At 40.0% G+C, this 21792-nt stretch carries 24 protein-coding genes and 1 pseudogene; 12 read left to right on the plus strand and 13 right to left on the minus strand.

Annotated features, from left to right (window positions below; genetic code table 11):
* Nucleotides 1–4 precede the first annotated feature (4 nt).
* The 6 genes from M948_RS29845 to M948_RS29870 all read left to right on the plus strand — a co-directional run bounded on the left by M948_RS29845 (nt 5) and on the right by M948_RS29870 (nt 6174).
* Nucleotides 5–1327, plus strand: coding sequence for an ABC transporter substrate-binding protein (locus M948_RS29845; RefSeq protein WP_021290113.1), 1323 nt, complete (start codon nt 5–7; stop codon nt 1325–1327).
* A 91-nt stretch (nt 1328–1418) separates the two neighbouring features.
* Nucleotides 1419–2300 (plus strand): carbohydrate ABC transporter permease, encoded by an 882-nt coding sequence (locus M948_RS29850; protein WP_031335258.1) that lies wholly within the window; start codon nt 1419–1421, stop codon nt 2298–2300.
* Nucleotides 2297–3124: a carbohydrate ABC transporter permease gene (locus tag M948_RS29855; RefSeq protein WP_021290115.1), complete on the plus strand. Its 828-nt coding sequence runs from the start codon at nt 2297–2299 to the stop codon at nt 3122–3124. The genes M948_RS29850 and M948_RS29855 overlap by 4 nt, the downstream gene beginning before the upstream one ends.
* A 188-nt stretch (nt 3125–3312) precedes the next feature.
* Nucleotides 3313–4347 carry a TRAP transporter substrate-binding protein gene (locus tag M948_RS29860; protein WP_021290116.1) on the plus strand — a complete coding sequence of 345 codons (1035 nt, stop codon included), beginning with the start codon at nt 3313–3315 and terminating at the stop codon, nt 4345–4347.
* Nucleotides 4348–4369: 22 nt separating this feature from the next.
* Nucleotides 4370–4876 (plus strand): TRAP transporter small permease, encoded by a 507-nt coding sequence (locus M948_RS29865; RefSeq protein WP_021290117.1) that lies wholly within the window; start codon nt 4370–4372, stop codon nt 4874–4876.
* Entirely contained in the window at nt 4867–6174 is a 1308-nt protein-coding gene (locus tag M948_RS29870) for a TRAP transporter large permease (RefSeq protein WP_021290118.1), read from the plus strand. The genes M948_RS29865 and M948_RS29870 overlap by 10 nt, the downstream gene beginning before the upstream one ends.
* A gap of 146 nt (nt 6175–6320) precedes the next feature.
* On the opposite strand, the gene M948_RS29875 is transcribed toward M948_RS29870, so the two are convergent.
* From M948_RS29875 to M948_RS29890, 4 genes are all read right to left on the minus strand, one after another.
* Complete coding sequence (locus M948_RS29875; protein ID WP_038244724.1) at nt 6321–6806, minus strand: methylated-DNA--[protein]-cysteine S-methyltransferase; 486 nt, start codon at nt 6804–6806, stop codon at nt 6321–6323.
* On the minus strand, nt 6793–7707 hold the full coding sequence (locus M948_RS29880) for a DNA-3-methyladenine glycosylase family protein (protein ID WP_021290120.1): 915 nt from the start codon (nt 7705–7707) through the stop codon (nt 6793–6795). Before M948_RS29880 ends, M948_RS29875 begins: the two co-directional genes overlap by 14 nt.
* Nucleotides 7704–8282, minus strand: coding sequence for a bifunctional transcriptional activator/DNA repair enzyme AdaA (locus tag M948_RS29885; protein ID WP_021290121.1), 579 nt, complete (start codon nt 8280–8282; stop codon nt 7704–7706). Before M948_RS29885 ends, M948_RS29880 begins: the two co-directional genes overlap by 4 nt.
* Nucleotides 8283–8494: 212 nt before the next feature.
* Complete coding sequence (locus M948_RS29890) at nt 8495–9055, minus strand: HAD-IA family hydrolase (protein WP_021290122.1); 561 nt, start codon at nt 9053–9055, stop codon at nt 8495–8497.
* A gap of 177 nt (nt 9056–9232) precedes the next feature.
* Between M948_RS29890 and bioA the strand changes: the two genes are divergently transcribed.
* From bioA to bioB, 4 genes are read left to right on the plus strand one after another with little or no spacing between them, the layout of a single operon-like run.
* Complete coding sequence (bioA, locus tag M948_RS29895; RefSeq protein ID WP_021290123.1) at nt 9233–10609, plus strand: adenosylmethionine--8-amino-7-oxononanoate transaminase; 1377 nt, start codon at nt 9233–9235, stop codon at nt 10607–10609.
* A gap of 17 nt (nt 10610–10626) precedes the next feature.
* Complete coding sequence (gene bioD / locus M948_RS29900; protein WP_021290124.1) at nt 10627–11349, plus strand: dethiobiotin synthase; 723 nt, start codon at nt 10627–10629, stop codon at nt 11347–11349.
* Nucleotides 11346–11957 (plus strand): biotin transporter BioY, encoded by a 612-nt coding sequence (locus M948_RS29905; RefSeq protein ID WP_051170027.1) that lies wholly within the window; start codon nt 11346–11348, stop codon nt 11955–11957. The genes bioD and M948_RS29905 overlap by 4 nt, the downstream gene beginning before the upstream one ends.
* Nucleotides 11958–11999: 42 nt before the next feature.
* Nucleotides 12000–12992, plus strand: a complete 993-nt coding sequence (gene bioB / locus M948_RS29910; RefSeq protein ID WP_021290126.1) for a biotin synthase BioB — start codon at nt 12000–12002, stop codon at nt 12990–12992.
* Between the two features lie 91 nt (nt 12993–13083).
* Here bioB and M948_RS29915 read toward each other — a convergent pair whose 3' ends face one another.
* The 7 genes and pseudogenes from M948_RS29915 to M948_RS43930 form a co-directional block, all read right to left on the minus strand.
* The gene (locus M948_RS29915; protein ID WP_021290127.1) at nt 13084–14046 is read right to left on the minus strand and encodes a D-2-hydroxyacid dehydrogenase; all 963 of its coding nucleotides are present in this window, start codon (nt 14044–14046) and stop codon (nt 13084–13086) included.
* A 31-nt stretch (nt 14047–14077) separates the two neighbouring features.
* A complete protein-coding gene (locus M948_RS29920; RefSeq protein WP_021290128.1) occupies nt 14078–14449 on the minus strand; it encodes an SLAP domain-containing protein in 372 nt (123 codons plus the stop codon).
* A gap of 90 nt (nt 14450–14539) precedes the next feature.
* The gene (locus M948_RS29925) at nt 14540–16024 is read right to left on the minus strand and encodes a glycine betaine uptake BCCT transporter (protein ID WP_021290129.1); all 1485 of its coding nucleotides are present in this window, start codon (nt 16022–16024) and stop codon (nt 14540–14542) included.
* A 165-nt stretch (nt 16025–16189) separates the two neighbouring features.
* The gene (locus M948_RS29930; protein ID WP_021290130.1) at nt 16190–16534 is read right to left on the minus strand and encodes a hypothetical protein; all 345 of its coding nucleotides are present in this window, start codon (nt 16532–16534) and stop codon (nt 16190–16192) included.
* A gap of 21 nt (nt 16535–16555) precedes the next feature.
* Nucleotides 16556–17107 (minus strand): carboxylesterase family protein, encoded by a 552-nt coding sequence (locus M948_RS43920; RefSeq protein WP_337191357.1) that lies wholly within the window; start codon nt 17105–17107, stop codon nt 16556–16558.
* Nucleotides 17029–17199, minus strand: coding sequence for a hypothetical protein (locus M948_RS43925; protein ID WP_021290131.1), 171 nt, complete (start codon nt 17197–17199; stop codon nt 17029–17031). Before M948_RS43925 ends, M948_RS43920 begins: the two co-directional genes overlap by 79 nt.
* A gap of 121 nt (nt 17200–17320) precedes the next feature.
* A pseudogene (locus M948_RS43930) lies at nt 17321–17800 on the minus strand (carboxylesterase family protein); the annotation flags it as partial.
* Between the two features lie 237 nt (nt 17801–18037).
* On the opposite strand from M948_RS43930, the gene M948_RS29940 reads away from it, so the two are divergent.
* Both M948_RS29940 and M948_RS29945 read left to right on the plus strand, forming a co-directional pair.
* Complete coding sequence (locus tag M948_RS29940; protein WP_021290134.1) at nt 18038–18667, plus strand: LysE family transporter; 630 nt, start codon at nt 18038–18040, stop codon at nt 18665–18667.
* Between the two features lie 79 nt (nt 18668–18746).
* The gene (locus tag M948_RS29945) at nt 18747–19505 is read left to right on the plus strand and encodes a YqcI/YcgG family protein (protein ID WP_021290135.1); all 759 of its coding nucleotides are present in this window, start codon (nt 18747–18749) and stop codon (nt 19503–19505) included.
* Here M948_RS29945 and M948_RS29950 read toward each other — a convergent pair.
* Both M948_RS29950 and M948_RS29955 read right to left on the minus strand, forming a co-directional pair.
* Entirely contained in the window at nt 19498–20805 is a 1308-nt protein-coding gene (locus M948_RS29950; RefSeq protein WP_021290136.1) for an amino acid permease, read from the minus strand. The genes M948_RS29945 and M948_RS29950 overlap by 8 nt on opposite strands.
* 14 nt (nt 20806–20819) lie before the next feature.
* The gene (locus M948_RS29955) at nt 20820–21761 is read right to left on the minus strand and encodes an arginine deiminase family protein (RefSeq protein ID WP_021290137.1); all 942 of its coding nucleotides are present in this window, start codon (nt 21759–21761) and stop codon (nt 20820–20822) included.
* Between the last annotated feature and the right edge of the window lie 31 nt (nt 21762–21792).

Raw genomic sequence — 21792 nt, forward strand, 5'->3', positions numbered from 1 at the left:
GCATGTGAAAATAAAATGGAACGTTTTTATATTGACCTTGATCATATTATCCTTCCAAGCTGCCTGTGAAGCTACAGAGAGTACAACGGAAGTAAATATCCCTCGTGACCCAGAACAGATATCTGGTGACATTACTGTTTGGGCATGGGCATTAGAAGCAGATTTTTTAGAATCAATTGTTCCTCAATTTCAAGAAAAATATCCAAATGTCAATGTAACGATTAATAAGCAAGGACCTGACCAAGTATATCAACGTCTCATTACTGGTTTAGCAGCAAACCAAGGGGAACAACTCCCGGATTTAGTCCAAGTCGAAGAAACACAGCTACTATCCTATAAAGAAAATTTCCCTGATCGTTTTACAAATTTATCTGAGTTAGGCTACGGCAAATATGAGGGTCAATTTGCCCCAGCCAAAGAGGAAGCAGTGAAGGATGAGAATGGCGATTTCCTAGCAATGCCAAGGGATTTGGGGCCAGTTGGAATCTTTTATCGAAAAGATATCTTTCACCAAGCGGGCGTTGAACCAGCTTCTATCGAAACATGGGAAGATTATATAGATGCCGGTGAAGTAATTCAAACAAAAACAGGAGTGAATATGCTCGGTTTAACCTTAAACGAAACCGTCCCCCTCTACAAATATATGCTGCATCAACAAGGGGCATTTTATTTCGATTCTAGTGGAAATATTGATGTGCATTCAAGTGAATCGATACGAGCACTAGAAACGATACAGCGAATGCAGGATAAGAAGCTGATCACGAACGTAACGAATTGGGATGGTAGAGTATCTGCCCTTAAAAATGGGCATGTCGCGACTTTACCTGGAGCTATTTGGTGGACGGGTACCATGAAAGATCAAATGCCTGAATTATCCGGAAAATGGGGTGCCATGCCACTTCCTAGCTTTAACGAAAAACAAGGCCAAGGGGCTAATGGTGGCGGTTCTAATTTAGTCATCCCCAAAGCATCTACCAATAAAGAAGCAGCTTATGTCTTCGGAGAATTTGCGACAACGGAAGTGAACTTATTAATCGGTGGTTTAAAAAATCAGGGATTATTCCCTTCCTTGTTAGCTACATACGAAGAAAAAGAATTTCAGGAAAGACAAGCGTATTTTGATAATGAAGCGGTTTATAATGTTTTTGCCTCGATTGCAAAAGAAACACCTGCAGTTAATTACACAAGTGACTACGCAAGAGCCAATGACATCGTAAACGATGAAATTGTGTCGATGCTATTAAATGGTAAACCATTGGATCAGGTGGTCGGTGACATCGCTAACACCCTGGGTCCAAGTACTGGTAGAGAAGTAAATAAATCATAGAAAACAACTAAATTTCTGTGAAAGGTGGATATGAATGAGTATTCCTTCTTCGGTGCAATACAATGAAGATCCGTCTCCTCCGCAACCTAAAATGAATGCAAAGAAAAAAAGAAGTTTTATTACTGTGAAGCGGGCACCCTATCTATTCTTATTACCTGCTATTGTTCTATTTATAATCTTTACGGTCTATCCAATCATCTATTCCTTTCTATTAAGCTTTCAAACCAATGCAGAAGCTGGCCGTGTCTTTGTAGGGCTGGACAATTATATTCGCTTATTCCAAGATCGGCTATTCTATGAATCTTTAGCAAATACGTTTATTATCTTAATCTTTCAACTCCCTATCATGTTAGGTTTGGCTGTTGTATTAGCAACTATATTGAACGCTGGATTCATAAAATTAAAAGGATTCTTCCGTGTGTCTTTTTTCGCCCCAGCGGTTACCTCTTTAGTTGCGGCTTCGATTATTTTCTTGCTGTTACTAAATAGGGACTACGGCATTGTCAATTATTTATTGTCCATGATTGGCATGGATGCCATCGGCTGGTTAAGTGATCCCTTTTGGGCAAAGGTATCACTTATTTTAGTAACTACCTGGCGATGGACTGGGTATAATATGGTTATTATATTAGCTGGATTACAGAATATCCCAAGCAATCTTTATGAAGCAGCGAGTATTGATGGTGCGAATAAAATCAGACAGTTTTTTTCAATAACGATCCCTCAGCTAAAGCCGGTTATCCTATTCGCTGCCATTGTTTCTACCATTGGTACCTTACAACTATTTGACGAACCATATACGTTGACAAATGGTGGACCAATTAATGCCACCACTACTATTACTATGTATCTTTATCGTAATGGTTTTGAGTATTTTGATTTTGGTTATGGTTCAGCAATTGCTTATGTCATCGTTATATTAATAGCACTATTATCTTTTATACAATTTAAGTGGGCAGGTGTTACAAAATGATAAACCAGCGAATGGTGAGACAAATCTTGCTTTATAGCCTTTTAATTATTGGGGTCATCGTAACCATTGGTCCCTTGTATTGGACCATTGTTGGCGCTACAAATCCTTCCGGCGAAACATTACGAATACCGCCCAACTTCGTACCAGGCACCCACTTAATTGATAACTTACAAAACCTACTGGCCTCTGTTGATATCTGGCAATCGTTAATTAATTCTATAATAATCACGGTTATTTACACGCTTTTAGCTGGATTTATTAGCACAGCAGCAGGTTTTGCCTTTGCAAAGTATACATTTAAAGGCAAAGAAGCCATTTTCCTTATGTTTCTTATATCTATGATGGTGCCATATCAGGCTTTAGTCATACCGCAGTTCGAACTATTTGCTAATCTAGGGCTGTTAGATACATATAGTGCTATTATCCTTCCACAGCTTGCTTATCCTTTTGCCATTTTTTTAATGAGACAAAACATGCAATCTATTCCTGATTCTTTAATTGAAGCAGCGAGAATAGATGGAGCTAGTGAATTCTATATTTTTATCAAAATCGGCTTGCCAACGATGGTTCCAGCTATTGCCGCGGTATCAATCTTTTTATTTACACATCAATGGAATAACTTCTTATGGCCATTGATCGCATTGATTTCAGAAGAAAAATATACGCTACCTGTCGCTTTAGCAACCATTGCTGGTCAACGTTCCATTGATTACGGGCAATTAATGCTAGGAGCCGTCATATCCATCTTACCTATTTTTTTAATGTTTCTCTTTCTGCAACGTTATTTTATATCAGGAATTATTGGTGGTGCAGTAAAAGAATAAGTCATGTTGATAATTTTGTAAACAAGTGCGTTTCCCTTGTAGTAAGCTTTTCATTTGCTTTATTTCTGAAATTGAGAGAATAATTCTTATATTAATAAGACACCGCTTTTGAAAGCGCTTAAGATATAATTATCTGAAAAATAAATCCGTTTCTATTCCTTATAAACAATAATGGAAGGAGGAAGGACATGAAACCTCTTTTTCGTAAACGTATTGTAGTTAGTACTTTGTTCTTAGGGTTACTTGTTCTAGGCGCTTGTTCCCCTGCAGAACAGGTAGCATCTGGGCAAGGCAATGCGTCAGAGGCAGGAACGAAAACATTAACCTTAGCCCATATCCATAATGATGCAAGTCCTGTATACCAAAGCTTAGAAGAATTCGCTGAAAAAGTAGAAGAGAAAACAAATGGCAGTGTAAATATCAAGATCTATGCAGAAGGAGTTTTAGGTGGCGAGACAAAAGTAATGGAACTTGTACAAAATGGAGTCATCGATATGACCAAAGTGAATGGTGGTGTTGTATCTCAATTTGAACAGACATTTTCTGTGTTCAGCCTCCCTTATGTCTTCCGTAATGATGAGCATTTTCGTAAATTCATGGAAACGGATACAGTCAAACAAATGTATAAGGATCTAAAAGATGTACAATTAAGAGGAGTCACGTATTATGATGCAGGAGCACGCAGTTTTTATACCGGAGAGACAAAGGTAGAGACTCCTGAAGACCTTGAAGGGCTCAAAATTCGCGTGATGAATAACGTTACTGCGATACAAATGGTAGAAATGTTAGGCGCTGCTCCGACACCAATGTCAGCGACAGAGGTGTATACAAGCTTGCAGCAAGGAATTATCGATGGTGCCGAGAGCAGTCCCATTGCCTTAACTGACGCCAATCATGGCGAAGTTGCAAAACAATTCTCCTTTGATGAACATACAAGGATTCCAGACTTCCTCATTATGAGTAATGCATCATGGAACAAATTAAATAAATCGGAACAACAGGCCCTTATAGAAGCTGGTGAGGAAACAACAAAAACACATAATGAAAGATGGGATCAGATGATTGAAGCCAGTATCGATCAAGCAAGAGAAGAAATGGGAGTGGAGTTTTCAAATCCTGATCAAGCACCATTTCGAGAATTAGTGGAACCACTTTTACAGGATCGTCGAAAAGAAAATCCGGCGATTGATACACTGCTTAAAAAAATAGAAGCTATACAATAAAGAAGGTTTGGAGGGGGTTCATTTGAAGAAAGTAAAACGCTGGATAGACTTGGTACTGCTAACCATTGGCAGTATATTAATTATATTTTTAGTTGTTGCCGCAATTTGGCAAGTATTCACCAGATTTGTGCTAGAAGACCCAAGTATAGTTACCCAGGAGATTTTACGATTTTCTTTGATTTGGGTAGCTCTGATTGGTGCAGCTTATGCATTTGGCCAGGATGAACATTTATCACTTACGTTTCTGAGGGATAAGATTACCGGGCAAGCTCATAAACGGCTACGTTGGTTCATTGATATGCTCGTTATTGTATTTGCGTTATTTGTATTCGTAATTGGTGGATATAACATATCCCAAGCAACGATGGCAGAATTATCACCTATCCTGAACATGCCCATGGGATTGGTCTATGGTATCTTACCAATCTGTGGAACCATTATCATATTCTATCAATTGATACATATATCAGAACGTCGTGAGATTGAACGTACCGGTTCGTTTGAAAAGGGTGAACATACATGGATGTAACCGTTTGGACTGCAATCATACTTTTTGGATTGTTTTTTTTACTCTTATTTATTGGTGTACCTATCGCAGTAAGTATCGCCATTGCTTCCTTTGTGTCCATTTTGATGCTGTTACCAATGGCACCTTCCCTATTAGCCGTGTCTCAACAAATCATTACTGGTTTGGATAGTACTGTATTATTAGCCTTGGTTTTCTTTATGTTGGCTGGAAGTATTATGAATAATGGTGGAATTGCAGATAGACTCATCAATTTAGCAAAATTAATTGGTGGGAGAATGTCAGGATCATTGGCGCACACGAATATTATTGGAAATACACTGTTCGGTGCCATATCTGGGTCAGCCATTGCAGCAGCTGCAACCATGGGGCGAATTATGCATCCCCAAGAAAAAAAGGCGGGTTATGATCCTTCGTATGCAGCAGCTGTAAATATTGCCTCAGCACCAACAGGTTTAATTATTCCACCAAGCGGGATGCCAATTATATATTCCCTGCTAAGTGGTGGTACATCAATCGGCGCTTTATTTATCGCTGGTTATCTACCTGGGATTCTAATGATTTTATTACTCATGATTGTGGCATATATCTTGGCTAAGAAAGCGAACTACCCTGTAGTTAAACCAGTCAGCGGTGGAGAATCCATAAAAGTAATGATGCAAGCCATTCCTAGCTTATTACTAATTATCATTGTAATCGGAGGAATTGCCGGAGGAATCTTTACAGCGACAGAAGGAGCAGCAGTTGCTGTCTTATACGCAGCATTACTTAGTTTACTATACCGTCAGTTAAAAATAGCAGATATTCCTAAAATACTTAAAGAAACCATTATCTATTCTGGTATCATTATGTTATTAATTGGAACATCGACAGCCATGTCATGGGTGCTTGCTTATGCTGGTATACCTCAGGCAATTACGAGTAGTCTATTAAGCATTACCGATAACACGATTATTCTATTGTTAATTATGCTATTCATCTTATTAGTGGTTGGCACTTTCATGGATATTGCACCAGCTTTATTAATATTTACACCGATCTTTTTTCCAGTAGCAACGCAAATGGGGATCGATCCTGTTCACTTTGGAATGATTATGGCAATCGCCCTTGCAATTGGGGTGACAACGCCTCCCATCGGAACAGTCTTATTTATTGGAAGTAGTGTCAGTGGCGTAAAAATAGAAAAGATCATACCTAAGCTAATTATTTTCTATATCCCATTAATCATAGCACTTTTACTCGTTGCGTTTATTCCAGAAATAAGCTTATTCTTGCCACGATTATTTGGTTTAGTAGATTAAACAAGAGGCAGAGATAAATTCATAGATTTAAAGATACCTCATCTACCGCTTTTTGCCGGCAAAACCATAGTATAAAGCGGGTAAGCAAGAATAGCTTACCCGCGTAGAAATTCGGATGTCTTCATGACCTTGGTTGCCCTGCCTGTTTATTTATTAGCAGCCGCTATACGCGCTTCATGCTCAAGCAGCCATTTTTTTCGCCATAAACCACCTGCATAGCCTGTTAGTTTTCCATTGGAACCAATGATTCGATGGCAGGGGACGGCGATACTTATCTGATTCTTGCTATTAGCACTTCCCACTGCTCGAATCGCTTTATGATTATCAATCGCTTTAGCAATATCTAGGTAACTCGCTGTTTGCGCAAAGGGGATTGTCGTTAAAGCAGTCCACACGTCCTTCTGAAAGGCTGTTCCTTTTACTTCATATGGAAAGCGAAATGATTGAAGGTTCCCTGCAAAGTATGCCTCAAACTGCTGATAACACATCTTCATAAACTCTGGGAAATCCTCGTAAAAACCGTATTCCACTTTCTCTCGATCCGCAAATAAAACAGAAGTAATCACTTTCTCCGTACCGGTTATTTCAATAATCCCAATAGGCGATTGATAATCTATTTTATACTTGTTCATCATATAACGACCTCCATAGATAAAAGGTGGCATAGGCTTGCCAACCTTCCCATTTTGTTGCCATCATTTCAATTTGTTTCAATGCTGGTTTTTCGTGTAAACCCAATTGCACCTTTATCGCATTATGCAGCCCGACATCCGCAATAGGAAAAGCCTCTGATCGACCAAGGCATTTCATTAGCACATAATCGGCAGTCCAATTCCCTATTCCTCTTATAGCTACGAGTGATTTCTTTACACTGTCATACATTCGCTTACCCAGTTCAGCTTTAGTCAATTGTCCATCGCGGATTAATGCAGCAACATAAATGATGTATTCTGCTTTTCTCCGGGAGAGTTGTAATCCCCTTAATTCATCAACAGTAAGTTCAGCAATGCTTGCTGGATCTGGAAACAGCCAATACCTTTTATCGCGAAATGTCCTATGTTCGCCATACATTTCGGTCAAGCGTTTCTTCAGTTTATATGCAAACGTTAAATTGACCTGTTGACCAATGATAGCCCATGTCAGCGCCTCAAATAAATCAGGTATTCTAATCATGCGTAAGCCTTGATACCGAACTACTAATTTATGAAGTATTTCATCCTGGCTAGCTAAATGATAAAATGCTGTCAAATCTCTATCCAAGTCAAGCCATTCACTGATAAAGCTAACCACTTCTTGTTTAACAGCAAAGGTTGGTACTTCATTAGAAAACTGCACATGAAGGACATTTTCTTTGTGGGTTATATCACATAAAATAAATGCGGTGTCTATTTTTAAAAGCTTATACAAATGCCCTTCATTAATCGTATAAACCAATTCTTGGTCCGACCGGCCTAGAAACCGTAGACATTCTTGGAAACTGAAGTCAGCTGGAAGCGCAATCTCAACATGTGTATGGTGATCCTCCCACTTCATGCTTTCACCTCTCTCCTTTGCTGTTTATCCGTAACGTCACGAAATTCAGTTGGAGAACAATGGTGATATTTACGAAACACTTTATAGAAATTAGACGGGCTATGAAACCCAATACGATTACATATTTCTAAATTCGTCAGATCAGAGCTCTTTAATAAATACACCGCCTTGTCCATCCGAATTTTCTCTAAGTAGATCCGCGGCGTTTCGCCTGTTTCTTCTTTAAAAACACGTTCTAAATAATAGGAGCTGATACCAATATGATCGGAAATGTCCCGCAATTGCAACCGTTCTTTATAATGCTGTAACAAATAAGCAATAACACTTCGAACAAGCATGATATGAGGGGAATGCTCTATCTCCGGCTGACATCTTTTACAAGGTCTGTATCCGGCAGCTTCCACTTGCCCGATGTCCTGATAAAATTCCACATTGCTTTTTTTCGGTTTGCGTGAACGGCAAGAAGGCCGGCAATAAATTTTCGTTGTTTTTACAGCTGTAAAGAATTGTCCATCATACGTACGATCACATGCGAGAATACACTCCCACATCTCATCAAAGGAAAGATCTGTCATGGCTATCTCACTCCTTGATTATCTTTTTATGGATACCATTAGTTTAACAAAAAATTCTTCTTTTTATCGTCCTTATTCTTGCGGTTATGGTCAGATGATTACACACGCTTCGTCTTAATATTAGGATGTTCATGTTATAGAAGACTTCTTCTATGAAGATCATTCGATTCGTCTTTACCAGATTACTCATCTCCCGTTCTCCTTTAAACAAGTTATTTCACAACCTCAAAAAACTCCAAATAGCTATCAATATGATAATCGGCATCGACTTGAGAATTCTGGAAACTACATGTTTGTATGCCTAATTTCTTCGCTGGTATTAAGTCAATAGCGCGATCGCCTACTGCTAAATCTAGGTTGTGTCGATCATGTAAATACGCATACGAAGCAGTATCCGGTTTACGTGGGAAGCCATCATCGATTGTTACCACATCCTTAAAGTATTGATCCAACCCATGCCGTTTTAAAATGCGCAGTAAATTTCTCCGATCCTTATGGGTCATAATCACATTTGTATCAGCAACACGTAGTACTTGCTCTATTCCTTCAAACGGAAGCAATTCAGCAGGTGAAATCCTATCTACAAGGTTGCGAACTTCTCTTTCTTGTGCTTCTGTCATTTGAAAATAACTTACGGTATGGGAAAAAGAGATCTTTAATTGCTCATAAATCGTCTGCTTATCTACGCTATTAGGCAGTACTTGTTGGAATTGCCTTGCATAACTAGGATATGTATTGATTAACGTCCCGTCAAAATCCCATAATACCTTCATTCGATTCACTCCTGTGATAATTACTCTACTTACTTAAAATAGATGCTTTAAAGCCCAAAAGTCAACAAAAGGGCCCTTTCATTCTTAAAGGCTATTGACCTCTTTATAGATATATGATTTCATTATTGTTAACCTAAATAATATTAGGTTAACAATAATTTTTAGGGAGGTTTAACAATGACAAACATCGACGAACTAGTAGAGATGAGCAAACAACATCTCTGGCTGCCGTTTACCCAAATGAAAGATTATGATGAAAATCCACTCATAATAAAAAGTGGTGAAGGGATCATGCTCAAGGATATTCAAGGTAATACATACTATGATGGTTTCTCATCCGTATGGCTTAATGTCCATGGCCATCGAAAGGAAGAATTAGACCGTGCCATTCGTGAACAATTGAATCAAATCGCTCATTCTACACTACTGGGTATGACTAATCTACCAGCAACGGAATTAGCGAGGAAATTGGTAGAGATAACTCCCCCTAGCCTAACTAGAGTGTTCTATTCTGATAGTGGTGCGGAAGCCGTTGAAATAGCTCTCAAAATGGCTTTTCAATATTGGAAAAACAAAGGGATAAACGGAAAAACAAAGTTTGTCACGATGAAAGATGGCTATCATGGGGATACAATTGGTGCTGTTAGTGTAGGTGCCGTTGACATTTTTCACCGTATTTATCAGTCACTTACTTTTGATAGCTTTCACATTCCCTTCCCTTATGTGTATCGACATTCAAGTGGAGATCCAGATGCTTGCAAAGATGAAAGTTTATTAGAACTAGAAAATCTATTCTATCATCATCATCAAGAGATTGCGGGTATTACAGTAGAGTCTATGATGCAAGGGGCAGGCGGAATGCGGCTCATGCCTTCCGGGTACCTAGCCGGTGTAAAGGCATTATGTAAAAAATATAATGTTCTGCTAATTCTTGATGAAGTTGCAACTGGCTTTGGTAGAACAGGAGAAATGTTTGCCTGCAACCATGAAAATGTAGATCCAGATATTATGACGGTTGGAAAAGGAATAACAGGAGGGTATTTACCAATTGCTGCCACCATTTCAACAGAAGAAATATATTCCGCATTCTACGATGATTATACAAAATTAAAAACGCTATTTCATGGACATTCTTACACTGGTAATCAATTAGGATGCGCGGTCGCTCTGGCTAATATTGATCTGTTCGATAAACAAAAAACCATTGATCATGTCAAAGAAAATACGACTTTCATACAGAATAAGCTCACTACACTATCTAAATTAAAGCATGTTGGCGATATTAGGCAGCTTGGCTTCATGACGGGAATTGAAATCGTACAAGATAAAACGACTAAGAAACCTTTCCCTTGGGACCAAAGAGTTGGTTATGCTATCTCCTTAAAAATGCGTAAGCTTGGTATGTTAACAAGGCCAGTGGGCGATACGATCGTGTTCATGCCTCCACTCGCTAGTACAAAACAAGAACTACATGAAATGATAGAGATTATGACGGAATCGATCGATATAGTAACAAATCGAATAAATGTCGGACTAGCATCTACTAAAAAATAATAAAGTGAGGGTAGGAGATGAATAGAAAAGGTTTTTTTATTACTGGAACTGATACGGGAATTGGTAAAACCTTTGTTGGTGCCGGAATAGCAGGTGCATTAAAGCAGCAAGGGTTAGATGTTGGAGTTTTTAAGCCAATGTTAAGTGGAGAAAAAAGAGAAGATCCGATGAGTGACACATCCATTTTAAAAGCATTCTCCGGAGATGCGAATTCACTTGAACAGATTACGCCGTTTCAATTTGCTGAACCTTTAGCTCCATATGTAGCAGCAAAACGAGAAGGTCGCTTGATTACACTTGAAAAGCTCGTCCAAGCTTGGGAAAAGATTCAACACACACATGATTTTTTCATTATAGAAGGCGCTGGCGGCCTTGCCGTTCCTTTCGGCAGAGAATATTCTGCTGCACACGTAGCAAAGGCCATTGGAATGCCATTGTTATTGGTTGCGAGAGTGGGGCTAGGTACGGTAAACCATATATGGTTAACCATTGCATACGCAAAACAGCTGGGAATTGAAATAGCCGGAATTATATTAAATGGACTAGATGATAAAAATCAAGGAGTCGCTGAACAAACGAATCCGGAATTTATTGAAGAATTAACAGGTATTCCTGTTCTAGCTGTACTACCGTGGATAGCGTCATTTCATGCGAAGGATGTTGCTGAGTTACTAAATAAATCCTTACCGCTTAAAAGTTTGTTAGATTACAAATGTGGGGAAGGCTGGAAGGGGGCATGATCTTGAGACAGCCGAAACAGCTTTCTGTTACTGATCTTAGCCTGATAGCCATGTTTGTTGCATTTATGAGCATTGGTGCAAATATAACCGCCTGGGCACCTTTCCTGCAAATTGGTGGTGTACCAATTACTTTACAAACATTTTTTTGTTTTTTATCAGGAGCTTTGCTCGGCGGTCGACGAGGAGCTATTGCTATGGTTGTTTATGTTCTTATTGGACTAACAGGCATGCCCGTGTTTGCAGGATTAAAAGGTGGTCTTAGCACCCTTCTTAGTCCAACATTTGGGTTCATTCTTTCATTTATTTTTACCGCCTATATAACAGGAAAAGTAATCGAATATAAGCAACAACCAACGATGAAACGATTTATCGCTGCATCCATAATTGGGCTGCTCTTTAATTACCTCATTGGAACCAATTATATGTATCTTTCTTTCGCCTATTTTATGGATGCAAATCAGAGTATTACCTATGTGGATGCATGGTTGATAATGCTGGCATACTTACCTATTGACCTATTAACAATTTTTGTTGCAGCAATGATCGCACCACGTATTTATTTGATCATCCATCAATCAGCACGAATGCGATTGGATACAAGCGCTTAAAAAAGAAATATATTGTTATAGATGACGTGAAGGAGGAATAGAATGATTCATTTTCAATCGTTAGCAGAAGATGTACTAGCAGGCTATACCATTACGGAAGGGGAAGCAATGCAGATTTTAGAATGCCCAGATGACCGTATTCTGGAATTACTACATAGTGCCTATCGTATTCGAAAAAAATATTATGGAAACAGAGTGAAGTTGAACATGATTATAAATACAAAATCAGGAGCATGCCCTGAAAATTGCGGATACTGTGCACAATCTAGAGACTCTACCAATCCGATTGAAAAATATCGGATGATGCAAAAGGATACGATCGTACAGGGTGCTGAAAAAGCACATCAACTTCATTCTGGCACCTACTGCATTGTTGCTAGCGGGCGTGGGCCGACCAATCGTGAGTTGAATCAGGTAACAAGCGCAGTCAAAGAAATTAAAGAGAAATATGATTTAAAAATTTGTGCATGCCTTGGTATCCTCAAGCCAGGACAGGCTGAACAGCTGAAGGAGGCCGGGGTAGACCGTTATAATCATAATATCAACACATCGGAAAACCATCATGATAATATTACGACAAGCCACACGTATCAGGATAGGGTGGCTACCGTTAATCACGCAAAACGGGTAGGCATTTCCCCTTGTTCTGGCGTTATCGTTGGAATGAAAGAGACAAAACAAGATGTAATCCAGATGGCAACAGCCTTGAAATTATTAGACGCCGATTCGATTCCGGTTAACTTCCTTCATGCCATGGAAGGAACATTATTAGAAGGAACCAATGAGCTGAATCCGTTATATTGTTTGAAAGTATTATGCTTATTCCGATTTATTAACCCAACTAAAGAAATTCGTATATCTGGGGGCCGTGAAGTAAACTTACGCAGTCTCCAGCCACTTGGATTGTATCCTGCAAACTCTATTTTTATAGGAGATTATTTAACAACTGCAGGGCAAGAAGGAACAAAAGATCACCAAATGTTAGAGGATTTAGGGTTTGAGGTTGATTATGAAGGGGATCAACTCCCTGTTTAATGAAGCATGCTTAAGAAAGGGAGTATCGATATGAAAGCAAACGTCGCTCCCTCACCTAGATGGACTCAACGAAAGGTGGGAGCGACGTTCATTAATACCCTTTTTCGAAATTCACGAGATTCTTATTGGGCGTTTCTCCTTGGATATAATGTTCAAGGTTCGGGAGAAAAATATCCTCTATGACCCGGGTGGCATAATATTCTGTAGCGCCCGCTGTATGCGGGGTAATAATGACATTATCCATTTCCCAAAGCGGACTATCCTCCGGTAATGGTTCTGTAGCAAAAACATCTAACCCAGCACCAGCAATTTCCTTCTGTTCCAAAGCTTCAATTAAGTCTTCTTCTTGAATAATCGGACCTCTACCTATATTGATAAGTAGCGCGGAATCCTTCATTCGCCTAAATTGAGGAGCAGCAAACATATGGGTTGTCTCAGTCGTTAACGGAAGGGTAATAACCACATAATCACATTGCGGCAGCATCTCATCCAGTTGTTCTGGCTGAAACATTTGATCAACATCGTCGGCCGGATTACCAGAATGACGTACGCCAAGAACTTTCATCTTAAATGCCTTGGCTATTTTGGCGGTTTCCTTACCAATTGCACCCACACCTATGATGCCAATGGTTTTCTTGTGTATTTCCCCACTAAGATGCGCATGATGCCATGTTTTCACTTGCTGCTGGCGCACATAGGTATGTATTTTTCGGGTAAAGCCAAGCATTAAGGCAAAAATAGTCTCGGAAATGGGGTACGCATGCACACCATTTGCACTGGTTACACAAACCCCCCTTGCTTGCAGTGCTTCCAGAGGCAGATTATTGACACCAGCACTCCATGTTTGGATCCATTTTAACCTCGTATTTTCTTCTAGGATGGTTGGAGCAATAGCCTTTTTCCAGTGCAAAATAATTTCTGCTTCCTTTAAGTAATGTTCGAGATGATCTGGGTCATTATCTGCTACCACTTCCCAATTTGGCAGCATTTGCTTTAATCTTTCTATTTGTACGAGTTCGGGTTTTAAATTGATTACAAGTATTCGTTTCTCCATCTTATCCTTCCTCCAATATAAAGATCATTTGTTATGCTTTCAGATACCCATTTATGAAGTTTGGTTCTTGTTGGATAACGGTCTTGGGGAAAATAAACGTCCAAGGCATGCTGCATTTCGCATCTAATATCAAACGTGGATCAGAAAACGTATGCGTAGCAACGCAATTTTCGTTTTCATAATAAGTTAATGTGATCGGATCAAGCGTCCATTGTTCACTCGTATAATTTTGAATTATTACCATGATCAGTAAATCGCCACGATGATTACGTGCTTGCTGTAATGGAACAAAGCTTTGGTTTGTTTCCGATGCATTTGCCTCTGCAAACACCTGTTCAATCGTACGACGATCATTGGGATCAATTGTTTTAGCCCATGCTTGTTCAAAGATTAGACGTTGCATCTTCTCTGGCTCACCTCTCTTAGCATAAGTATAACATCAAATGGACAAATAAAGCCCCTGATTAATCCATCAGGAGCTGTTACAATGAAGTTATTTGGATAGTTGCTTCTTATCTTTCTTCAATGCCTTATAAAACGAGACAATCATCAGCAGCATGATAATGGAAAACGGAAAAGCTGCAGATATCAACGCATTTTGCAATGCTTGAAGTCCTCCGGTATATAAAAGGACAGCAGCTATCGCCGATTGGGCAAACCCCCAGACGAACTTCACAGGGGTGGATGGAGATAATGATCCATTTGTCGTCTGCATTCCAAGAACAAAGGTTGCAGAATCAGCTGATGTAATAAAAAAAGTGCTTATTAATAGGAGAGCCAAGATGGAAAGTACAACACTAAACGGCAAGTTGGAAAACATTCCAAATAATGCTTGCTCATCCGGAAGGCCTGCGATATCCACGCCGCTATTTTGCGCCTGAATCCCGGCCATCCCAAAGGCTGAAAACCATAGGAACCCAACTACCGATGGTACGATGAGCACACCGGATAGGAATTCACGAATCGTCCTCCCTCTGGATATCCGTGCAATAAAGATACCCACAAAGGGAGACCAGGCAATCCACCACGCCCAGAAAAAGACCGTCCAATCGATAATCCATTGTTGTTCATCTGAATCATTGGGCGCTATACGAAAACTCTCGATTGGCAAGCTTTGAATATAGGTTCCAATCGTATTCGTAAATGAATTTACAATGTACATGGTTGGTCCAAGTATCAAAACTGCCAGAAATAACAATGCTGCTAGAACCAAATTCGTATTACTTAAATACTTGATCCCTTTACTAAGCCCTGTATAGGTAGACAACATAAATAGCACAGTTACTACTAGAATAATTACGAGTTGTACCCAGAACGCATTATCAATTCCAAGCAGATAAGAAAGCCCGCCATTAATTTGTGCAGCACCAAACCCTAACGTGGTTGCCACACCAACAATCGTAGCGAATACCGCAATTACATCAACCGTTTTTCCCCAGACACCTTCCATTGCATTTCCAAACAACGGTTCTAATGCTGCACTGATTAACCCAGGCTTGTCATGACGAAAGGTAAAATAAGCAAGTACCAATGCAATTACTGCATAGATCGCCCATGCATGAACACCATAATGGAAAAAGGTAAGACGTAGCGCATCCTCAAGCGCCTTAACCGTACCAGGTTCAGCTACTGGAGGTGTTTTTATGTAATGTGAGACAGGGGAGGCAACACCATAAAACACTAATCCAATCCCCATTCCTGCACTAAACAACATTGCGAACCAAGTCGGATAGCTAAATTCTGGTTTATCATCGTGCTTCCCCAGTTTAATCTTTCCGTATGGACTAAAAATTAAATACAGACAAAAAATCACGAAGAAAGAGACAATAATTAAATAAAACCAGCCAAAATGTCCCGAAATAAAATCCATGACGGTTACCGAACTATCCTCAAATTGTGACGGAGCTATCGAGCCCCAAATAGATAAAGCTAATGTAATCCCTAATGTAATCCAAAATACACTTGTCACCTTTTTCATCTCTATCTTGTCCTTTCTAGACGGTTATTGATGAAGGTTACATGATTTGATTACATTAGTATTTCTTTATTCCGTAGATCTATGCATAAGCAGGTTGTGATAAAAATGGATATCCTTCTCCCTATGATCCATATAGACTCGTAGAATACCGATAGAAGAACTTAATTAATTATTCTCTAATGCCACCCTATGTGCATCGTCCACGGATAACCGATAAAAATCTGGTAACTGTGACTCATTTGTTGCTTTAACAGCATAGATCTGATTTGTGTATTTTCCTAGATCATAATTAAAGTGGCGAATATTATCCCAACCCCTTTCTGCCATCTGATGGTCTCCAGGAAATGGCACCGGATGCCAACTTTGATATAGCTCCAAGTAAACCTGCCCATTGTCTTTTCTTCTTACATAATGAGCATTTCCGCCTTTCCATTGAATCATATCGCCAACACAAATAACCTTATCCTGATCTGACAGGTTATTTACTCCTTTTTTAAACTTGTCCTGCATGTTGGTTTCCTCCCCTTAAAGTTAATGAATGGTAAAAATCTTCCGCTTTTCCCTATATGGGTCTTCAACAACCTTCATTGGATTATCGAAGATCAAAGTTTGACGATCGTTCAAATGATAAGTTGGCCATGCTAATTTTTCTGTATTATTTGGATTACCCGTCTTTGCAAACGACACCCATGCTTGCTGCGATAATGCTAGCATCGAAGGATCTATTTGAACCTCAAATGGGGTAAAATAGAATAAATTTTGAAACACAAACGGTATTTCAAGTGCATGCGCTGCCTTGTTAAGTTGTGGATGAGAAGGGATATGCCAATCAAACCGATACATCCAGACGGAGGCATGATCAGCTTGAGCCTCCGCTAATTCAATAGACGGCTTCCAGAATACAAAATCGGTCATAAATTGTGATTGCCCTTCCAGTGACGGTGAATAAAGGCCGCTCACCTGTTTAGCAGCTGGTTTTCCAATAACCTTTTCAATCATCGCTGTCATCGCTTCTTCAGAGGCGATTGGTGATTCAGGTGTAAAGAAGAAAGCTCCTTCATCATGATTTGTACCAATGATAATTGGAATATGTGCAGCAAGCCCATCCCATTGCGAAATGCGTCAACTGGTTCTTCAAGTAATGTATACCCATCAATTGTTGGTTGGAAAGGCATCGGTAATACCCATTCTTTCCCTTGGCCAACACGTTCACTAGCAGCTAGGATTTCTGAGGTTGCGGTATCCTTTAATTGATCTACTTGATGGATATCGAGCCCAAGTTCTTGTATAAACGCTTCAGCTATTGCGGCAGCCTGCTCTTTCGGTAATGCTATTCTCTTTCACCCATTTCAGTGCTGCGATCTGATCTAATAAGCCAATGTTTCCCGTGAAACGTTCATCCAACCCAGCAAGATATAAAAATCCAAGTGGACCCAATCGATAATTGATGGTGACGACAACCACATTTCCCTGTGCAGATAAGGTTGCTCCATTATACAAGGGGCTATTACCCGCACCAGCTCGAAAAGCTCCCCCATGAATCCATACCATGACAGGAAGTTTAGCGGCATCTTTCGTTGGTGCCCATACATTTAAGTTCAAACAATTTTCTGACATCGGGGCCCCGGTTGCCCCAATCGATGCTGCTACCTCTGGATTTTGCGGGCTCGGACCATATTCAGTGGCGTCTAGTTCCCCCTCCCAATGATTTAACGGTGCTGGGGGGCGAAACCGTAATTCTCCGACTGGGGGCTTTGCATAAGGTATCCCTTTCCAAACTCTTGTACCTTGCTCAACTTATCCTCGAAGCTTCCCTGACTTTGTTTCAATTCGAACTTTTGCCATTTCCAATCCTCCCTTCCACTATCTCTTTCCATTCTTTATACATATTCATTATCTACATTTTTTATCGTATCAAGCAAATCATTGATCCTCCCGTTGTTTTCCGGTTGTACAGGGTGATGTTTTGAATATACTAGTACAAGCACTTTTAAAATGGAGGTTTTCCCGTTCATGAATACCTTTTTCAGTTATGTTTTATTAGGTCTTTCCTTATCTGCTCCAGTTGGCCCGATTAATGCTGCTCAATTGAATCGGGGTATTCATTATGGATTTCTTCATGCATGGCTTGTAGGTCTGGGGGCAATGATTGGTGACCTTTTGTTTATGCTGCTGATTTACTTTGGCGTTGCTCAATTCTTAACCACACCTTTAATGAAAACTTTTCTTTGGCTGTTTGGCTTTTTTATCCTTGTCTATACAGGGATCGAGAGTATTGCAGGTGCGAAGAAAACATTACATGCAAATGCTGCCGTTCCAGCAACGACAAAGGGAAAATCCTTTCGAAACGGTTTCTGGATGGCCATTTCAAACCCGCTTAATATTGTTTTTTGGTTAGGTATTTATGGCGCAGTGCTGGCAAAAACAAGTGATATGTATAGCAATCAGCAACTTCTGATCTATAGCAGCGGAATCTTTATCGGAATTATTCTATGGGATGTGTTTATGGCAGGTGTTGCAACTAGCTTTCGACGATTTTTTAAGTCACGTGCATTATATGTGATCACCATTATTGCTGGTATAACATTAATTGGCTTTGGAATTTACTTTGGATACGAGGCCTTGCTGTTATTAATGGAATAACGTAAGCTTCCTTCATTTTATTAGGCATGCACCTATTTGGTTCTCCGTTAATACGTTATTGTAAAAGGAGGAGAGCTACATGGGAATACTCGTAGAAAAAACATGGCTCGATGAACATATGGAATCATTGCCCTTATGGCAACAGAAAGTTTATCGTTCCTTCTCTTCCATGCTCGCTGATACAAACACGTATCCATGTGTTCCAGCGCGACAAGGCTTCTTAAGTAATCAACTTCGATTCACGTTTGTCAGTGACCCAAGAAAAGAAGATGCAGCGAAACAACTTGCCACCGCATTAAGGGAATACGGGAATGGTTCTCGTGAAACAGGTAAGTATACGTCATTGGTTGTTTTTTTTGAAACACCTGCTGTCATAAAAGCGAATTATACGATATCGGATTACCGCGAATTATTCTGGTCCGTATTAAATCATGTTACGGCATATGATGAACAAGAGTGGCCAGCAGACATCCCAACAGACCCAATGCACCATACATGGGAATTCTGCTTCCATGGTGAGCCTTACTTTGCTTTCTGCGCAACACCGGAACATTGCTTGCGGAAAAGCAGGCAATTTCCAGCCTTTTTCATCGCTTTTCAGCCAAGGTGGGTTTTTGAGGATTTAAATGACCATACCCGTTTTGGGCGTAAAATGAAAAAGGTAATACGCCAGCGCCTTGCTAATTACGATGAAATTGCAGCACATCCTGACCTTAAATGGTATGGAAAAGCGGATAATCATGAATGGAAGCAGTATTTCTTAAGTGATGATACATCCAGCCCTTCTAGTTGCCCATTTATGCGCATGAAAAGTAAGCTCACCAGCTTTCTCAAATAGTGCTTCGGTTCCTTTTATCGTTTACTTTTGCAACAGTCCCAATAATGGCAAGAAAGAGCAGGCTTACGTAAAACCCTAGTCTGCTTGTTTGCTGCATTGTCGTACCAGCTACTGTAATGACAATGAGCAGCGCCCCAAGCAAAACTTTCCCTTTCTCCCAACTCGACGTATTCTCAAGCTTTGTAAATGCAGCCAAGATGAACAACCAATTATAGATAAGCATTAAACCCGCAGCCGTTGTCATATATTCAAAGATCTTCTCTGGTAACAATAAAGCAATGATTATGGAAAAGAAAAGAACAGCAGCTGTAAATAAAAAAGCTGGCATCGGAACCTTGAATTTCCCCTGTTTTGCTAATATAGCTGGGGCGTCCTTATCCTCCGCAAGTGATGTTACTAATGTTATAACAGCATAAAGCGCAGCTACCATGGTCGAAAATCCAGCAACAATTAAAATGCCAGTAAATAGATCAATGATTAATGGGAGTTGATACAGCTCGAGTGCAGTAATAAATGGACTTTCATCTGGGTTCACCATTGTCCAAGGAACTAATGCTAATACGAGCGCTATCGAAATCAGATAAATTACAGTAAGTAGGATAAGCATTACCTTCCCTGCTTTGGGTGCTGTCCTGGGATCTTTCAAATCGATGACTACTAGTCCCATTACCTCAATACCGCCAAAGGCATAAACTGCATACAATAAGGCTTGCCAGATGCCAGTAATACCTTGTGTAAAGAAATGCTGACCATCCATTAGATAGGGCATTGTTCCAGACGAATTTCCATTTAATCCTCTGATTAATAGGATAATGGAAACAAAGATAAATATTAGAATGGCAGCCAATTTCACGATACCGAATCCATTTTCAATCTTCTCAAAGCCTTGCATGCCTGCTAATAATACGAGCAAGCCCAAGCCCCCATATATTGCTGCAAGCATCCATAATGGCAGCTCAGGAAACCAAAATTGTGTAAAGATCCCTAATGCGATCAGCTGACTACCCATTATCAATACCTCAGATAAACAGTATATCCAGCCATTACTGAAACCCGCCCACCTTCCGAACGCCTTTTTCGCATAGGAGCGGAATGATCCTTTATCAGGATCATTTACCGAAAGCTTCGCCAATGCATCGTAAACAATATATGTGCCAATAGCTGCTAATAAAAATGCAATTAAAACCGCATTGCCTCCGCTTTGAATTGCGATGCTAGATCCAAGGAAAAAACCTGTACCAATCGTACATCCAATACCAAGCAATGACAGCTGCCACCACTTCATCTGTCCTTTATTCATTCTTCTGCCACATCCTACTTTAAACGAACGAGAGGAAGGGTCATACAACGAATCCCGCCACCTGCTTTCTCTAATTCAGTGACATCAACTTCAATAATCTTTTTCTTGTCCATTTTTGGATGCTTTTTCAGCATCTGTTTATGTGCCTGTTTACTAATTAATATCGTTTCCGGGTCCAAATTAAGAAAGTTGATATCTGGTATCGTATTGTATTTTTCTAACCAGTAAACCGCGAAACCGTGGCGCTCTAAGAATTGCTTCGGCATTTCATAATGCGATCCTTGCTCTGTCCATACATGGATTGGAAAATGGCGAACAAACTGCTTCGCAACCATAAGCTCTCCTCCAGCTACATTGCAATTCATATCTAAATGCAGGGTATCCGATCGCCTCGGTAAGCTAAGGATACCTATCTCAGAAAAACCTGCTTGAAAGATACGATCCTTTACTTCTTCCACACTTTCCAAGCTTGTTCGCATCCCTACATTAATCCAAACAACGTCTTGATTAAGAATTAATACATCACCAAACTCCAGAGCTTTCAAATGATTAGTTGCCTCCATACGAAACGCTTGTGGAAACCATGTATTCATTAGTTGATGGACCTGGACATATTCTGGCCGTCTCATAAAGGTTCCCGCTGCCCCAGGCAGCATCGTCTTTCCAAATACACAGGCAAGATCTCTAACAAAAAACCGATTGATCAACTGACTACTTAGCTGCTGCCCTTGGGAATCCAAGTATTGCGAGTAATCGATTACTTCCACTCCCGCATCTTCTAAAGCTGTTTTAAAGGAAGCAAAATTTGCTTGTGCCGTTTCATGATGAACTGGTGCACTCCATTGCACATCCTCTGCCGTTTTTAGATCAGGGATGCTTATTTGTGATGGTGAACATACGAATACCACCTTTAATTCCCCATGTTCTGACCAGCAGCCAGGCTCCCATGTCCCCATGCTACCTCCTACCTTCCATTATGTATTGACC

The organism is Virgibacillus sp. CM-4 (assembly GCF_000445495.1).
Taxonomy (GTDB): Bacteria; Bacillota; Bacilli; order Bacillales; family Amphibacillaceae; genus Virgibacillus; species Virgibacillus salexigens.

Coding starts and splice junctions, on each gene's coding strand:
- M948_RS29850 (WP_031335258.1), top strand. CDS start 1,419: ATGAATGCAAAGAAAAAAAGAAGTTTTATTACTGTGAAGCGGGCACCC.
- M948_RS29855 (WP_021290115.1), top strand. CDS start 2,297: ATGATAAACCAGCGAATGGTGAGACAAATCTTGCTTTATAGCCTTTTA.
- M948_RS29860 (WP_021290116.1), top strand. CDS start 3,313: ATGAAACCTCTTTTTCGTAAACGTATTGTAGTTAGTACTTTGTTCTTA.
- M948_RS29870 (WP_021290118.1), top strand. CDS start 4,867: ATGGATGTAACCGTTTGGACTGCAATCATACTTTTTGGATTGTTTTTT.
- M948_RS29875 (WP_038244724.1), bottom strand. CDS start 6,806: ATGAACAAGTATAAAATAGATTATCAATCGCCTATTGGGATTATTGAA.
- M948_RS29880 (WP_021290120.1), bottom strand. CDS start 7,707: ATGAAGTGGGAGGATCACCATACACATGTTGAGATTGCGCTTCCAGCT.
- M948_RS29885 (WP_021290121.1), bottom strand. CDS start 8,282: ATGACAGATCTTTCCTTTGATGAGATGTGGGAGTGTATTCTCGCATGT.
- M948_RS29890 (WP_021290122.1), bottom strand. CDS start 9,055: ATGAAGGTATTATGGGATTTTGACGGGACGTTAATCAATACATATCCT.
- bioA (WP_021290123.1), top strand. CDS start 9,233: ATGACAAACATCGACGAACTAGTAGAGATGAGCAAACAACATCTCTGG.
- bioD (WP_021290124.1), top strand. CDS start 10,627: ATGAATAGAAAAGGTTTTTTTATTACTGGAACTGATACGGGAATTGGT.
- M948_RS29905 (WP_051170027.1), top strand. CDS start 11,346: ATGATCTTGAGACAGCCGAAACAGCTTTCTGTTACTGATCTTAGCCTG.
- bioB (WP_021290126.1), top strand. CDS start 12,000: ATGATTCATTTTCAATCGTTAGCAGAAGATGTACTAGCAGGCTATACC.
- M948_RS29915 (WP_021290127.1), bottom strand. CDS start 14,046: ATGGAGAAACGAATACTTGTAATCAATTTAAAACCCGAACTCGTACAA.
- M948_RS29920 (WP_021290128.1), bottom strand. CDS start 14,449: ATGCAACGTCTAATCTTTGAACAAGCATGGGCTAAAACAATTGATCCC.
- M948_RS29925 (WP_021290129.1), bottom strand. CDS start 16,024: ATGAAAAAGGTGACAAGTGTATTTTGGATTACATTAGGGATTACATTA.
- M948_RS29930 (WP_021290130.1), bottom strand. CDS start 16,534: ATGCAGGACAAGTTTAAAAAAGGAGTAAATAACCTGTCAGATCAGGAT.
- M948_RS43925 (WP_021290131.1), bottom strand. CDS start 17,199: ATGCCTTTCCAACCAACAATTGATGGGTATACATTACTTGAAGAACCA.
- M948_RS29940 (WP_021290134.1), top strand. CDS start 18,038: ATGAATACCTTTTTCAGTTATGTTTTATTAGGTCTTTCCTTATCTGCT.
- M948_RS29945 (WP_021290135.1), top strand. CDS start 18,747: ATGGGAATACTCGTAGAAAAAACATGGCTCGATGAACATATGGAATCA.
- M948_RS29950 (WP_021290136.1), bottom strand. CDS start 20,805: ATGAATAAAGGACAGATGAAGTGGTGGCAGCTGTCATTGCTTGGTATT.
- M948_RS29955 (WP_021290137.1), bottom strand. CDS start 21,761: ATGGGGACATGGGAGCCTGGCTGCTGGTCAGAACATGGGGAATTAAAG.